The 15,301-nt window shown below is 50.7% G+C and carries 16 protein-coding genes; 3 read left to right on the top strand and 13 right to left on the bottom strand.

Annotated elements, in window-relative coordinates; translation table 11 throughout:
- From WH37_RS34455 to WH37_RS06100, 7 genes are all read right to left on the bottom strand, one after another.
- On the bottom strand, positions 1–133 hold a 133-nt coding region (locus WH37_RS34455; RefSeq protein ID WP_197091346.1), incomplete at its 3' end, for a transposase.
- 132 nt (positions 134–265) lie between these two features.
- Positions 266–841 carry a GNAT family N-acetyltransferase gene (locus WH37_RS06125; protein WP_046229688.1) on the bottom strand — a complete coding sequence of 192 codons (576 nt, stop codon included), beginning with the start codon at positions 839–841 and terminating at the stop codon, positions 266–268.
- 267 nt (positions 842–1,108) lie between these two features.
- On the bottom strand, positions 1,109–1,534 hold the full coding sequence (locus WH37_RS06120; RefSeq protein WP_143088398.1) for an Rrf2 family transcriptional regulator: 426 nt from the start codon (positions 1,532–1,534) through the stop codon (positions 1,109–1,111).
- A 14-nt stretch (positions 1,535–1,548) separates the two neighbouring features.
- Positions 1,549–2,121 (bottom strand): xanthine phosphoribosyltransferase, encoded by a 573-nt coding sequence (locus tag WH37_RS06115; RefSeq protein ID WP_046229686.1) that lies wholly within the window; start codon positions 2,119–2,121, stop codon positions 1,549–1,551.
- A 3-nt stretch (positions 2,122–2,124) separates the two neighbouring features.
- On the bottom strand, positions 2,125–2,349 hold the full coding sequence (locus WH37_RS06110) for a hypothetical protein (RefSeq protein WP_046229685.1): 225 nt from the start codon (positions 2,347–2,349) through the stop codon (positions 2,125–2,127).
- 110 nt (positions 2,350–2,459) lie between these two features.
- Positions 2,460–2,780: a hypothetical protein gene (locus tag WH37_RS06105; RefSeq protein WP_046229684.1), complete on the bottom strand. Its 321-nt coding sequence runs from the start codon at positions 2,778–2,780 to the stop codon at positions 2,460–2,462.
- A gap of 82 nt (positions 2,781–2,862) precedes the next feature.
- Positions 2,863–3,432, bottom strand: coding sequence for a xanthine phosphoribosyltransferase (locus tag WH37_RS06100; RefSeq protein ID WP_046229683.1), 570 nt, complete (start codon positions 3,430–3,432; stop codon positions 2,863–2,865).
- A 231-nt stretch (positions 3,433–3,663) separates the two neighbouring features.
- Here WH37_RS06100 and WH37_RS06095 point away from each other — a divergent pair, with 231 nt between their 5' ends.
- On the top strand, positions 3,664–4,377 hold the full coding sequence (locus tag WH37_RS06095; RefSeq protein ID WP_046229682.1) for a hypothetical protein: 714 nt from the start codon (positions 3,664–3,666) through the stop codon (positions 4,375–4,377).
- A gap of 2 nt (positions 4,378–4,379) precedes the next feature.
- Here the strand turns inward: WH37_RS06095 and WH37_RS06090 are convergent, their stop codons facing one another.
- Positions 4,380–5,669 carry an ArsB/NhaD family transporter gene (locus WH37_RS06090; protein ID WP_197091345.1) on the bottom strand — a complete coding sequence of 430 codons (1,290 nt, stop codon included), beginning with the start codon at positions 5,667–5,669 and terminating at the stop codon, positions 4,380–4,382.
- A gap of 123 nt (positions 5,670–5,792) precedes the next feature.
- On the opposite strand from WH37_RS06090, the gene WH37_RS06085 reads away from it, so the two are divergent.
- Positions 5,793–6,836 carry a YkvI family membrane protein gene (locus WH37_RS06085; RefSeq protein ID WP_046229701.1) on the top strand — a complete coding sequence of 348 codons (1,044 nt, stop codon included), beginning with the start codon at positions 5,793–5,795 and terminating at the stop codon, positions 6,834–6,836.
- Positions 6,837–6,891: 55 nt separating this feature from the next.
- Here WH37_RS06085 and WH37_RS06080 read toward each other — a convergent pair whose 3' ends face one another.
- On the bottom strand, positions 6,892–8,025 hold the full coding sequence (locus tag WH37_RS06080) for a glycosyltransferase family 4 protein (protein WP_046229680.1): 1,134 nt from the start codon (positions 8,023–8,025) through the stop codon (positions 6,892–6,894).
- 219 nt (positions 8,026–8,244) lie between these two features.
- Between WH37_RS06080 and WH37_RS06075 the strand changes: the two genes are divergently transcribed.
- Entirely contained in the window at positions 8,245–9,414 is a 1,170-nt protein-coding gene (locus tag WH37_RS06075) for a GGDEF domain-containing protein (RefSeq protein WP_046229679.1), read from the top strand.
- Positions 9,415–9,656: 242 nt separating this feature from the next.
- Here WH37_RS06075 and WH37_RS06070 read toward each other — a convergent pair whose 3' ends face one another.
- The 4 genes from WH37_RS06070 to WH37_RS06055 are packed head-to-tail and all read right to left on the bottom strand — an operon-like array spanning position 9,657 to position 15,200.
- Positions 9,657–10,931: a rhamnogalacturonan lyase family protein gene (locus WH37_RS06070; protein WP_046229678.1), complete on the bottom strand. Its 1,275-nt coding sequence runs from the start codon at positions 10,929–10,931 to the stop codon at positions 9,657–9,659.
- 5 nt (positions 10,932–10,936) lie between these two features.
- Entirely contained in the window at positions 10,937–11,752 is an 816-nt protein-coding gene (locus tag WH37_RS06065; protein ID WP_046229677.1) for a polysaccharide deacetylase family protein, read from the bottom strand.
- A 2-nt stretch (positions 11,753–11,754) separates the two neighbouring features.
- Entirely contained in the window at positions 11,755–12,429 is a 675-nt protein-coding gene (locus WH37_RS06060; RefSeq protein ID WP_046229700.1) for a DUF1961 family protein, read from the bottom strand.
- The gene (locus WH37_RS06055; RefSeq protein WP_063838003.1) at positions 12,426–15,200 is read right to left on the bottom strand and encodes an exo-rhamnogalacturonan lyase family protein; all 2,775 of its coding nucleotides are present in this window, start codon (positions 15,198–15,200) and stop codon (positions 12,426–12,428) included. The genes WH37_RS06060 and WH37_RS06055 overlap by 4 nt, the downstream gene beginning before the upstream one ends.
- Between the last annotated feature and the right edge of the window lie 101 nt (positions 15,201–15,301).

Genomic DNA, 15,301 nt, shown 5'->3' with positions numbered 1-15,301 from the left:
TTTGAATATACTCGAAAATTTCTTTCAATCTGTCGGAGATAGAATCATTAATAACTTTTCTCCTGTATTTTACAACTAATATTAAGTGATAATGAAGCAAGAACACTGAATGATTATTTGAGTCTAAATCCATTGGTTTCACAACCTTTTTTTGTGATACGACTGATTAATATCAGTCTATCGCTTTAGATTGTTTGATGTCAATTTTCACAAGTCCCCATTCATCCCCCGCCTAAGAGGCGGGAGAATTCTGGCGACAGAGAAGTTAAAATTCATACCCTTTAACCTTCGCATAAACACAAGCATTGGCAAGCTCGCCTGTCTGCTCGCGGGCGGATTTTCGCAAAATGCCCTCCAGTGTAAAGCCCGCTCGCTCCGCTACTCGCGCACTGGCGCGGTTCATCTCATTGCAGCGAATTTCGATTCGGCTGGCCTTCAACTCCTGAATCGCAAAGCCCGTAATCCCATTTACCGCCTCCGTCATCAATCCTTGGCCGGAACGTGACGTTCTAAGCCAATAGCCGATTTCAAACCTCCGCACATCCCAGTCAAATCGGTGCAGGCCGCTGCTGCCGACAAATTCACCCGTTTGCTTATCGAACAAATGCAGCGGCAAATCGCTACGTTCCAGAAAACTCAACCGAGCCTTCCGTACATAGGCTTCCGATTGCTCTACAGTAGGCATCGTTTGTGCAAATGGCATCCACGGCTTTAACTGCTCCAAGCTTTCGCCAATCGCTTCATTGCAAAAAATACCGTCCCCCCACTGTGGGGCTCGAATGAGCAAGCGCTCTGTTTCAAACGATTCAGGGAAGGAAATTAAAATTGGATTTTCGCTCATTTCATACAGCACCTCCTGAAAGATAATGGAATAGATTTTAAATAGTATAAAGGCGACGCTATTATTTTACCAGCCCATTCGTCTCTTTCTTCCCCTCTATTCCTTTAAGAACCTATTTGGGAAAATGCATATGTCTAACATTGAAAGTTCACAACGTTCTGGAGGTAACCGTACTGGTGGCAACCGTTAATTGCCAAGCCCTTTTGCTTCCCTGAGCACAGCAAAAACAAACAAGAGCTGTGCCTTCATAGGCTCAGCTCTTGTTTGTTAAATTTTACTCGCGATGCTCTGTGTCACCTGCGATAGCCGTATAGATGCGAGCTTGTCTTCCATCGCCTGCTGCGCTTCAGCAAAAAACTCTTCCAGCGAAGACTGGATGTTCCGTCCAGTTGGACAATCCGGATTCGGCTTATCATGAATCGCAAATAGCTCCTCCTGCGTCTGCGATTGTACAGCCCGATAAATATCGAGCAGCGATATTTCGTCCAGCGGGCGGGTAATGCTCGCTCCAGCCACTCCCGGACTCGTCTGTACAAGACCCGCTTTCGCCAGCATGCCGATGATGCGGCGAATGACAACCGGGTTTGTATTCACACTGCCAGCAATTTGGTCGGACGTTAAACGCTCATCCTTAACCAAATCCAGCAGACTCATGATGTGTATCGCTACTGCAAACCGATTGCTAGTCACTATGACCACCCTGCTTTCTATTCGACAAATGCAACCTGTCCGTTCGAAAGTGAAGCAATTCTTGCCAGCGACTCCACTCGGTATCCCAGCTCAATCAGCCGTTTTCTGCCCGGCTGGAAAGACTTTTCAATAACGATGCCGATTCCCGCAACCTTGGCTCCGGCTTGCTCTACGATACGCGCCATGCCAAGTGCCGCCTCCCCATTCGCCAGAAAATCATCAATGACGAGAAATACATCGTCCGCCTGTACAAACTTGCGGGCAACGCTAACCTCGCTCTCCTCCTGCTTCGTGAAGGAATACACCTTATGCGTATATAAATCATCTTGAAGCGTCAATGACTTGCGTTTGCGGGCAAAAATAAGCGGAACATCCAGCTTCATAGCCGCCATGACAGCAGGAGCAATTCCTGATGATTCAATCGTCAAAACCTTCGTCACACCCGCTGCAGCAAATAGAGCTGCAAGATGCTCCCCAATGGCGAACATCAATTTCGGATCGATCTGGTGATTCAGAAACGAATCTACTTTAAGCACCTGCTCGCCCAGCACGATGCCCTCATCTCTAATCTTTTGCTTCAAGAGCTCCATCTGTCATACTTCCCCTTCCAAAATGCTGCCACGCTCCTGAGAGGCCGGCTCATACAAATACGTCCGGCTCAGCTTGACGACCCGCCTGTTAGCTCTGCGAATTACGACGGATGCATCATCCCAAGCTACTACGATGCCAATGACGTCATTCATCTCCAGCCCATCGCGGACAACGCGCACTTTCTCGCCGCTTAATCGGAACTGATCCAGCAATTCCTCACTAACCATGCACCAACTACCTCCCTCGAACGCACTCACCATATTATGGTGAAAAAAAACCCCAATAAACTGTAGAACCGTTTATTGAGGCTGATATATGCTATTGATCTGCGTATGCCTTAGCCAACATGCTCCTTGGAATCATTCGTCTCATACCACTCATCCAATACGCGCGAGGACATGACACGCTTGCCAATGTACTCGGCTTGACGCTCGCTAAACGGCTCACGCCATTCCAGATCCAGCTCTTCAAACAGCTTCACGATCGTAAGCAGCTCTGACCATGCTACATATCTTTTGTACCAGAAAAATTGCGGATGCTCAATCATATAAGGGTACAAATCATCAAATTCCGTATGTTTGCAATCTAATGCACGCTCAAAATGATTTTTCGCATCGGATAATTTGACATCCATGAATTCTGCTGACCAATTTCCCATTATTTCTGCCTCCCCTCGATCACTTACGTTTTATTATAAGCCAATTTTACTTGCGGGGAAAGAGCAATTGTACTGGAACATCTTACTCAAATGTAATTTGACCGCCTTCAAGCGATGAGATGCTAACGAGCGATTCCACACGAACCCCTTGCTCCCGCAGCGTTCGCGAACCTGCTTGAAACGATTTTTCAACGACAACACCCATGCCCACAAGCTTTGCACCAGAGCGCTCAATAATTTTGAGAAGTCCTCGTGCTGCATCGCCATTGGCAATAATATCATCAATAAACAGTACCCGATCTTCGCTTGTCAAATATTGTTTGGATACCATAATATCGGTAACCATCCCCTTCGTAAAGGAAGGGACACGCTCACAATAAGCGTCATTATCAGCAATTAACGTCTTTTTGCGTCTTGCAAAAACAAGCGGCACACCGAGCACATAAGCAGCTGCAAAAGCAGACGGGATGCCTGAAGACTCTATTGTGACGACCTTCGTAATTTGCTCTCCAGCGAAGCGGTTTGCAAATTCATGGCCCATTTCCATCGTTAATGCAGGATCGACCTGGTGGTTGATAATAGAATCCAGCCTAAGCACATCCGTTGACAATACCGAAGCCTGTTCCAAAATTCGTTGTTTTAAAATATCCATCGTATGCCATTCCCCCCACCAAAAATTCCTTTTGGATAACTTACCATAGGTATAGGGAACAGCGCAATAAGAAACGCATAACTTGTCCCCTCGTTTCCGCCCGTAGGAATTAATGGGCCATTTGACCAATTTTTTTGAGCGTTAACAGAAACTTTTTCCCAATATCATCCGTTTTACCTTATAGTAGAATACAAGCATCATCCAATGATGACAAGCGAGGAGCGCTGCAAAGTGACAAACATGAAGAAATCACCTTATCGGCTTGCAAAATATGCCGCAGTTGTAGCCATAGCCGTTGCAACAGCTGGCTGCCAAAGCATGACAAGCCCAAGCGACACGGCTCAAAGCGCAAGTACTCCCTTAGCTGCTGAACAGCCGCTCAACCAATCGGACAGCCCGCAAAAAACATATTTAGAAAACTCGCTTGAGCAAAAGCAAAATCCAGTGCAAAACCAGGCCGTAGAAGCTGGTGAAGAAGCAAGCACCGAAGCTGTTCCTTCTACCGAATTATCAAGCAATAAAACAGCGCCTGCGAAAACAAATGAAGAAGGCAAGTGGAATGCGGCCAAGCCGGCTTTGCTCGGCCTCGCAATCGGCGATTCCAAAGCAGCCATGACGAAGCTATTCGGCGCCGCCCTTGATTCCTACACGCTGGAGGAGGAAAATCAGGTAAAAATTGAAGTCCACGAATATGACGGCTTCGCCATTGGCCTGAGTGACAAAAATACGATTCAATACATCGAAGTGTATGATAAAAAAGTAAAAACCGGACTGAGCGGCGTTAAAATCGGCGACGATTCCAAAGTAGCTGTTAAGGCGCTTGGCAAACCGACGTCGCAAAGCGGCTTTATTATAGCATACGAGGGAACTAAGACGCTGCTCAAGCTGGATCTTGATCCCGAATTAAGCGAAATCGTGTCTATTAAGCTGCTCGCCCGCAGCTAATTTTAATAATCTCCGGTCAGCCACAGCACGAGCAAAGCAACGAGCAAAATAGGAAACGTAAACAGCAATCCATATTTCGTATACTCCCTCCAGGAAACCTTTACGCCACCCTGACTCAGCAGCTGCAGCCACAGCAGCGTTGCAAGTGAACCGATTGGTGTAAGCTTCGCCCCAATCGCCGTTCCAAGCAGGCTGGCGTAAGGTAAATAATCGGCCCCATTCACCTGAGTGATCGCAAGCGACGAAATGAGAACCGCTGGCAGGTTGTTAATAGCGGCCGCCAGCAGCGCAAATAACAGTCCTGAACCAAATAGGCCCGCAAGAGGAGAACCGCTAGAAGCTGCAGCAATCCAATCTGGAAACCACGCTACAGCCCCGTGCACATGCAAACTGTACACAACCAAATTCATCGCCAGTGCAAATACGATAATGAGCCACGGTGCCCGCAGCACCGTCTGCTTGGCGTCCACCTGTTTAAAAACAGCCGAGGCCACCCACTGGATGCCAGCACAGCCAAGCGCAATTACACAGGCGGGAACGCCGAAGTGCTCCGACAGCAAATAACCGAGCATCATCATGACGATAATGAACCAGGAAATCCGGAACAGCGTAATATTGCCAAGTACAGTTGCAGGCAGCGGAAATACCCTTGGCATTTCGCCCCTGCTCTCCTCATTTTTGATCATCCGACCGAAAAAAGCCAGCGATACAGCAATTGTCGCGACAATCGCCGCAAGTCCAGGCAGCAGCATTTGCGATGCATATTGATCAAAAGGAATATGAAAAAAATCAGCCGTTAAAATATTCGTCAAGTTGCTCATCATCAGAGGAGCGCTGGCTGTGTCCGCCATCAGTCCGATCCCAAGCAAATACGCCAGCCTTCCCTTACGGGACAGCTTCAGCAGCGCGGTTACTTCGAGCACAATCGGCACCATGATCAAAATCGTTCCATCGTTGTTGAAAAAAATCGTAATCACCGCAGCGAGCAGTGACAGCATCGTAAACAGCAGCAGTGGCAAATGATAGAACCGATGCACAATATGCAGCGCCGCCCAGCGAAAAAAGCCATTTTGATCCAGCAAAGACGTAAAAATCATAATGCCAATTAAAGAAAACGTCGCATTCCATACAAACCCCCATATGTATACGACATCCTCCAGCTTTAGCAGCTGTAAAACAAATAAAATAATGGCGCCCGCAAGCGCGATTAAAGCTTCATTCATGCCCCTTGGCTTCACCAGTATAAGCGCCAGCGTGATAATAAATACAATAATGGAAATAATCATAGTCATAGCCTGTGTGCCAACCTGCCTTCGCTCAGATGAACTTGCTGTCATGCCCGTCCCGTTTTGGACATACCTTCTATAAAGCATGTGCAGAAGAGTTCGGAAACGGGGGAAGGGCAAATCATGATAATGAAACGAACAGGTAAGGTGCTGCAAATTGCATCCACCTATATGGGTACTGTTGTTGGAGCCGGCTTTGCGACAGGGCAGGAAATTTTACAATTTTTCACCCGTTTCGGCTATTGGGGAACGCTTACGATCGCCTTATCAACCTTTCTCTTCATATGGCTTGGCAGCAAAATGATGCTGATTGCCAGCGATATTCGCGCCAAATCATATGAAGATCTGAACAAGGCGCTGTTTGGCGAACAATATGGCCGTTGGATCAGCCACTTTATGTTCGTTATTTTGCTCGGCGTTACCGCCGTTATGCTTGCGGGAGCCGGAACGATTTTTTATGAAAACTGGAATATTTCCTATCAAACCGGCCTGCTCATTACGATTGTCGGCTGTTATTTCCTGCTGCGCAAAGGGATGAAGTCGATTTTGATGGTCAATGCGATCGTCGTTCCCGTCATGCTGCTGTTTACCGTCCTCATCATTATTGATACATTCAATACGCCAGGCGCCGGGCGCTTTATCTCGCTTGCCAGCGATCATTCAATCTGGGCCGCATGGGCCGCGCCTTTCCTTTATGCCGCCTTCAACCTATCGATGTCGCAAGCGGTGCTTGTCCCGCTCGGAGCCGAGATCCGGGACCGTAAAGTTATCATCATCGGTTCGTGGCTCGGCGGCATGGGCATTGGCTTTATGCTGCTTGCAGGCCATATTGCCTTGTCCGTACATATGCCAGGCATTCAGCAATATGCCATTCCGATGGGAGGCATCGCCAAGCAGCTTGGCCAAAGCGTCCAATTTATTTATGTATTCCTGATTTTCGCCGAAATCTTCACCACCCTGATCGCTGACATTTACGGCCTTACCCTCCAGCTGCAAGAGCGGTTAAAATGGTCGCGCTCCATCATTACGACTATCATCCTGCTGTTCTGCTATATGGCAAGCCAGATCGGGTTTGGGCCGCTTCTATCCACTCTTTACCCGATATTCGGGCTGATCAGTCTCGGCTGGCTTTATTTAATTATCCGCAAGCGAATGGGCCGAAGCGAGGCTTAGACAGCTTCTGCCCTTTGCCTTCTGCTCCAGCTCCATCCGATATCAAAATGTTAGATTATTCCGCTTGACGCAGCGTATTGACGTATACCTTTTTCAACTGCGCGATAACCCGCTGCAGCGAATAAACCTGCTTTGCTTTATCCCAGCCCGAACGCGCCAAGTTGTAACGATACGAGGAATCCGTGACCAGCTTCTCCAGTGCCTCAGCAAGCGCAATCGGGTCCTCTGTCGGTACGAGCAGTCCATTGACCCCATCGTCAATTTGCTCCGAAATGCCCCCTACATTCGTTCCGACAAGCGCCAGCCAACAGAGTGCTGCCTCGGCAAATACGGAACCGAACGCCTCCGCCCGCGAAGGCAGCACGAAAATATCAAAAAACGGCATAAATTCCTCGGGATGCAGCATATAACCGTAAAAAATAATATCGTCATACAAATCCAGCTCGACTGCGAGCTGCTCCAGCTCCGGACGAATCGGTCCATCTCCGATAATATGCAGGACGAATGGATGTCCTCTGCGCTTCAGCTCCGCACAGCCATGAAGAAGAATGTCAATGCCTTTTGCCGGCACAAGGCGGCATACGGTAATGAGCTGGGGAACTTCATTTTCATGGGCAATCGGCTTAAAGCGCTTCTCATCAAATCCGTTTGGAATGACCTTAATGTCCGCTGCCTCTTTCACATAAGGAGATATATACGTGCGGAATGATTCTGACACCGTCAGCAGCTTGTCAACACGCGCTTCCAGCTCGCCATAAATAGCGGTCAAAAATTGATGCACCTTGCCATTCTCTTCAATTTTGCCATTCAAAATAAGCTCGCGCTCATAGCTGGAGTGAATCGTCATCATGACGGGTGTGTCTGGGTACAGCTGCTTCATAACCAGCGCCGCAATCGGATGATGCGCATGAATAATATCATATGTCTTCTTCAGCCGCAGCTTCGTCCACCAGACGTAATCGCGGTACGTTTGAATATATTTATCAACAAGCGGGTCCCCTTCAAAAGCATGGTAATCGAATGTTTCGAATACCACTTCCTCCTGCCCTTTTCCTCTTACTCGCTTCGGAAGCGAGAATAGCTCCATTTGCCATCCCATCTGCTGAAAGCGGTCCTGAATATAGGGAATCATGGAAGAAACACCACCCGGCTGCTCCGGCGGGAAAAATAAAGCCTGTAAGATGTTCATAACTTCAATCTCCTCCAAATTTGCGCTCAAGGCCTCTATTACCCGTATTCGATTGCTTGCAACGGATTACACATTTTGGGCAATGATGCCGATACTACTTATATTGGCGTTGTTCATCTGCCATCAAACATGATATAGTAGAACATATGTTTCTGTAAAGAAGACGAATGTAGACAAGCGCAATTATTTTTTATATTTTGAGCATATGGTGGTCTTACAATGACAATCCTTTCCTGGTTAGCAGGACCTAACGGTCAACTGCTCGCATCTTCATGCGTTATTCTCATCCTCATTCTTATGTTATTCATGTCTGTGCGCCTTAGCGCCAGCTACAAGAACAATCGAACGTATGGGTTGCTCAATGCAACGCTGCCCTTCTTCATGATTCAGCAGGCGCTGCTGGCCATGCTTGCTTATGCAGGCACCGCTATTCCGCCGTGGATTCATCTGTTGGCGACGACATTGCAAATCATTTCTTTTATCATTATAAACCTTGTTTTCATGAAATTATATACTCATCGGGGAACCCGCCTGAAAGTAACGCCTTTTGTCGTGATGCTCGTTCTGACTTTTGTCATCGCCGGGCTTCATATTGCCTATATGTCCTTCACTGGTGTTGAGGCTGGTGCAGGCAGAGCAGGCAACTTTATTGGGCTTGATTTTTATGCCCTGATCGTCACCTTTCTGATTTTGCTCGATACGAAGGGTATCGATATGAATACGAAATATTTTGCCAGCCTCGTCACCTATTTCGTCTATGAGCTCTCACATCTGGCTGATGCTTACGCTTTTCACGGCACGATGCCAGGGATGCAAATTTTCACCTATTTGCTATCGGTCGTATATTTTGTCCAGCTGTTTCTGCTGCTGTTTGATTGGGTTATTGAGCGCCTTATTGCAACCTATCAATCTTCGATTACCGATGGTTTGACAGGGCTGTATAATCGCCGCTATTTCAATATGAAGGCGGGCCAGCTGATGAAACGGGGCAAGGGCGTAGCCGTTATTTTCTGCGATATTGACAACTTCAAGCAGCTTAATGATACGCAGGGCCATCATAAGGCGGATATTGTGCTGAAGCAGGTTTCGGAAATTTTGAAAGAGGAATCGGCGGGAATTGGAACGGCAGGGAGATATGGTGGGGAAGAGCTGCTCGCCTGCATTACCCTCGACAAGGTTAAGCCGGAGCGAGTGGCGGAATCGATCCGCAAGCGCGTAGAGCTGGAGACGATCGTGACGATCAGCGTCGGCGTATGCATCGCGAAGAAGAACGCAGAAATTCAGGAGCTGGTGAAAGCCGCCGATGAAGCGATGTATACATCCAAAAAAAGCGGCAAAAACCGCGTAACGATCGCCCCTGCCTCTGCGGCCATGAAGCAGTCGCTTTAGCAGCGAACCTTCTGGATCATAACTGTAATTAATTAAGACGCGTTAGCGAAAGGTTAATCTTTTCGCTGATGCGTTTTTTTGCTTGAATAGTCTCGTTACTTACAGGCTTGCTACACTACCAGCAGACTGCACTCCATCACATACTTAAAAACAGAAGGAGCCTCCGGGTAGTAGAAGCTCCTTCCGTTTTAGAGTACAGTAAAATCTTGAATAAAGCCTAATTCAAGGAAAATGGATAATGGTTATGATTTAATAGGAACCTCGCCGCCGGGATACAGCGTCGAGCTGTACAGCCGTTTAGGCTGGGCAAGCGCTCCGCCTTGCCTTGCTGTCTGCTCCAGCTCCTTCGGCTTGCTTGCATAAATACTCGCCAGCTCATCGCTATAAATAACGACCTGCTCCGTCCCGCCTCCTAGCAAATCCGCGTGCACTGCGTAACCTTCCATAGGGAACTCTGCAACGACGTCACCATAACCATCATACAGGGCAGGAAATACGCCGCCCCCACGGCGGTAGGCCAGAATATAGTCGGGTGCTTGCTCGCGCCAGCCGCTCACCGTCTCAATGATCGTCAGCCAGCCATCCGTGCTCCGATCCTCCTTCCACAGCTCTTGTCCCTTGGCATCAAGCAAGAACAGCGCGTCTTTCCCTTTAAGCCCTTTGCCATCATCCTCGCGCACGAGACGGTCGAGCCCGGCCACTTGCAGACCTGGTGAGTCGCTGCGAAAACGTCCCAGTGCGATGTGCTGCGATTCAATAGAGCCTTCATAACGCCAAAGCTCCTCGCCGCTGCGGCTGTACATAACCGTAACGCTGCCGCCAATCACGAGCTCCGGCTCACCGTCGCCATTCACATCACCGACCCAGATGCAGTCGGCATGATCGTCCAGATCGATGCAGCTCCAGCGCTGCTTCCCTGCCGCATCCAGCAAATCATAGCCCGCCATCACCTCATCCTTGCCGTCACCGTCTAAATCGTACACCCAGGGATAATGCCCCGGATTGCCATCATGCGTCCACAGCAGCTCAAAATGCCGATTAAGCGCCCACAGCTTATGGTAGCGGTCTTTCAAAATAATGTCGGATGCATGCTCGCCGCCAGATAAATTCGCAATGATGATGCAGTCATGGGCATGCGGATCAGGCAGGTCATAGCTTTCCTTAATCGTCCCAGTCGCGCCATCCAGCAGCAAAAAACGGTCCTGCATGACGCATAGCACCTCCAGCTTGCCATCCCCATCCAAATCATAAATTTGCGCGGGGTAGTCGGAGCCTTGGCTGCCTGCTTCCGGGTCCGGCTTGCCATGCTGCCACAGCAGCTTGCCCTGCAAATCATAAGCGGTCAAGCACTGCACCTGATGGGGAATGTGGCGAACATCCTGCCGATTGTCCGGCTGCACGAGCAGCAGCTCCATGCGGCCATCGCCATCCAAATCGCCAAGCAGCATTTTGCAGCGCGGCCCTGCCTCCCTAATATCGATGCTTCCGAGCGTGTATACCGATTCCGTTGCTGACATAATCGTTATTCCTCCTTGCTTCCTATAAGGGATATGCGGCTTCCGCCTGCAACTTCGAGCTTTACGCCGTCCACGCTAAGCCAGACGCTTTGCGCATTCGGATTTTCCACAAACGTTAAAGCAGCAGAAAATTGCAGACGCTCATATGCTTTTATATAATCGACAATCTGCTTATTCGTTGCGTACCAAATATCGTCCCGGCTCCCGATGTACTCGCAAAACTGCTCCATCAGCTCCCAATTGCCCTGATCATCAAACTCGTAGCTGTGGCCCCAAACGTACATGAGATACAAATATTGCGTTTTGTGCAGCCCAGCAAACGTCTCCGCATGTTCCATCAGACGGTCATTATGATGACAGGTCGCCTTCCATTCATGCCAGTCGTCTGGCAGGCCGAAGCCTCCTGTCGTCTGTACAACCCGCGCATATTCGATGCCAAGCGAAGGCAGCACCGCCTTAATCGCCGGACTGAACGAACCATTCGGATAAGACATCCCTCTAACTGCATACCCGAACAATTGCTCCAGTCGTTTGCGATCCTCCATCACTTCATGCACAATCTGCTCAGCCGGGCACCGGGCAATCGTCGGATGGGTTAGCGTATGAGCCGAAACCTCGTGGCCCTCGTAAAGCCTCACCGCTTCCTGCTCCGTGAGCCTGCGCCCCGTGCCAAACAGCCCGCCATTGATGTGAAACGTGCCTTTAATGCCATGCTGGTTAAAAATATTAACCAGACGCTTGTCGGCGCTCACGCCATCGTCATAGCTCATCGTTAATGCTTTATGCTTGCCCTGCGGAAAACAAAGCAGTATAGACGGCATCGTCATTCCTCCCCGTACACTTTCAAATTGGCGTATTCCGCAACGAGCGGCGCCATTTGCCGAAACCCGATTTTTCCAGCCCCGAGCAGCGGGCCATAAGCCTCGCCGTCATCCTGCCAGGCAAGAATAGGCAGCTCATTAATGGAAAAATAAATGCTGCCGCCCTGCTTCACAAGCAGCATGCGATAGCTTTCTACGCAGTCTGCCGTCCCTGGCAGCGGATCGGCGCCTTGCGCAACGAGATGAAAGCCATAGCTTTTGCGCAAATTGCAAGTATGGAACTGCCGCTCCTCCGGCCAACGCCTGCGAAAATAAGCCAAATGCAGCGCATTTATATCGCCGTGATGGTATTGTTCATAGGGACCGTTTCGCGCAGCAAGCGCACAATCGAACAGCTCCTCCCCGCTGCGTCCCTCCGCCGCAAAAAACAAGATCGCCAAGCCCGGCTCCTCAATCGGGCGAAAATCCCAAGCAATCGCCACATCAGCTGGAAAATTATCCGGGCACCACAGCACAAAGTTCGCCTGCTGGCCTTCTGCCGCATCGCGGGCGCTGGCAAGACGCAGCCGCTGCTGCGGGAAGGAAATAATCGCATCCCCTTCCGCGCGGAAACCGTTCACATCCTCCTCGCATCGCAGCGGATTTTCATAAATCAGCTTCCAATGTGCTGGAATCATCGCCCGCTCAGCTCCTTCTGAGCCTGCGCCGCCGTTGCTGATGCTGATTCTGCCTGCTTTTCCCATTCTGCCTGATCGCCGCTTGCTCCTTGCAGCTCAGCCTCCACAGCAGGCAGCGCCTCCGGGATCAGCTCCAGGCTAATGATTGTATTCAGCGACCACTGCGACGCCTCATTCGTATTGATCCAGTCGATTTCCTTCATGCTGCGGATGTTTTGGACAAGGGCGGCCTCGCCCAGCAAGTCCGTACGGGCAAAAGCATTGCCAAGCAGCGTCTTCCAGGCAAATGCTGCTGTTTGTGCATCTTGGCGGCGGAAAGCGCCATATGCGGTAATCGCAATACTGAGGACGGGATGCTCAAAGCGGCTGTCGCTTATTTCTCCACCCGTCAGCTCATCCTTTTGCTCCTGCGTCCAGTTGTAATAAACGCCTAATTCGCCCATCATATCTTCCCATTCCGGGTCCTTCAGCATCATCGCCAGCTCAAACCATACTTGCGGCGCACCCATGCATATGGCCAAATGGCGGCCATAATTGTCTTCGCCAAACGGCGTAAGCACATTAGTCGTCGGATCATAGCCATACGTCGGTCCGGAGATGAGCCGGTATTTCGCCTGCTTGACGCTGTTAATGCCGGTTAATATTTTATCCCGGTACACCGTATCCTCGAAGCGTTCCCAGCGCGTCATCCAGTTTGAGCTGAACGCGGCCCAATCCGGACCGACGCGAATATGCGTCGGATGCTCGTCCTGCGGAAAATAAGCGCGCATCGGGTCAAGCACCACCGTGCTGTAATCGGCGTCCTTCACCTCATCAAGCATATCGCCAATGCGCTCATCGGCGGTCAAGTAGTAGTAATAGCGGTGCAGCCCCGCCATCGCAATGCGCGCCTCCTTGCAGCCGCAGCCCCAATGGACAACGTTATGCCGCGAGCCAAGCCCGGCATATTCGCCAAAATGATACACATCCACCTCGCTCGTATGCCGCGTCATCGCTTCGGCCAAACGAAAAATATCCTCGCGCCCGCTGCGCATGAACATGAGCCACAGCCACATATTCGGCACCAGCTCTGAATTTTGCCATGCACAGCCGCCAAGATCATAGTTCCACACATGGCGGACCGGATCATAGCTGTGCATGAAATCGCCAAAATCCCAAAAGCCGTACCAACGGCGCTGCTCCACCTCAGCCTGATAAAAGGCGACAATGCCGTCCAGCCGCTCCTCTAGCTGCGCCTTTGCAGCGGTGCTGCGGTCCGGCAGGCTCCAAATGCCGAAGGCACGTGCTTCGTGCAAATGCTCCGGCTCGCACACAAGCTGGGATGGCGACTGAATTTCCGCCAGCATATGCGCTAGTCCCTCTTCATCTGGAGTATTCGCCGTGCACCAAAGCGTCAGCTCGCTCGTATTGGCAATGCCGTATGGCGTCGCCCGCAGCTCCTCTGAGCCTTCATAAGCCGATTCTACATACGTTTGTGTGTCGTAATGCCGCAAATCCATCGCCGGCGCATCCGGCGACCAGAACCATACATTCAGCTCCGCCGAAGACGAAGCCGTATGGCGAAGCTCCAGCGAGGCCGGATGCTTTTTCCAAAAATTCCGCATACCAGCAGCTAGGCCGCCGCCCTCGCTTCCGATATAGGCGAGTCCTTCCGCACGGCTTCCCTCCCCTGCTTTCAGCCAGCTGCATTCCGCCTTCGTGCGCTTCGTCACCACATAGTGATCCGCTGAATGCTGCACCAGCTTGAAATCATCCCAGACCGCCGAATTTTCCAGCAGCCCTAGAAAATAACCATCCTCGTCCGAATCAAAAGCAACGGCTTCCCCCGCTGCCTGCCGTTCAAACAGCTCGCGGTATTTGCCCTTCGTCCGCCGCGTATGCAGTGTTTTCGGCGATTCCCGCAAAAAACCGCCATCATTGCCCGCCAGCCGGACATGCCGATTGTACAGCGGACCGTGCATCGGTACAGCCAGCGACAGCCCCAGCCCTTTTATGTAATCCGCATGCGGATTGCCGTCATAGAAAAACGTATGGACGAGGCGAATCGCATCCAGCCCCGCATACAAATAAAAGCGCAGCGTAAACGGTACCCACTCTCTGCTTGGGCTGACCCTGACTACGTTTTGCTGATTGGGCTTATTCGGATCAGCACTTTGACTTAAATTGTAGCTCGCGCGATGCTTGCCCGTCAGTTTAATAACCGCCCTGACCGGGCCGTCCTGCTCGACAGTCGCCGTATGAACAAAGCCGTGAAACGGCTCCTCGCGCAGCGTCAAAGCGCCATGCAGCTGGTTGCGGCTTTCCTTCAAGCACACCAAATCGCCGCCGCTGCACAGCTCCTGCTCCCCGCGCTTAATGCTGCGGATTATTCCCCTGCCGCTTCGTGCGAGCGTACAAACGATAACTCCTGTATCCACGATGATCGACTCATCGGTTGTCACAACTTTAAGGACTGGCTGCTCGCCTTCCGCAGCCGCATCAAGCTCCTGCCTCGGTGCCGCTGCCTGCTTTGCCAGCTGAAAGCCGCCTGCTGCGCCGGAGCTGACCGCCGCATGGGCGGACCATTTGATGCTGCCATCCGGCCAAAAGGCGGTAGGCCAGCTTTGCATCGGCAGCGCGGAAGCGCTTGCCACATTTTCTACACCTGCTGCTTCGCCTTGAAGAACAAGCGAATCGCCGCGGAGCAATTCGCCTTCCTTCCAAGGAACACCCCATGTTAAACCGACAGGCGCAGCCGCCTGCTTACCCAGCCATTTTAGCTTGACACTCATTGCCAGCACCTCTTTCTTCTAAGCTTCTTCCTATACTAGAAGGATGGTGGTTTGCGGGCAATGATACTTTTTTGCTCCGTGATCATTTTGCAAGATGCGGC

Origin of the sequence: Paenibacillus algorifonticola (assembly GCF_000971975.1) — a bacterium.
Classification (GTDB): Bacteria; Bacillota; Bacilli; order Paenibacillales; family Paenibacillaceae; genus Pristimantibacillus; species Pristimantibacillus algorifonticola.
The sequence above is the reverse complement of the archived record's forward strand: the minus strand, read 5'-3'. Positions and strand labels throughout refer to the sequence as shown.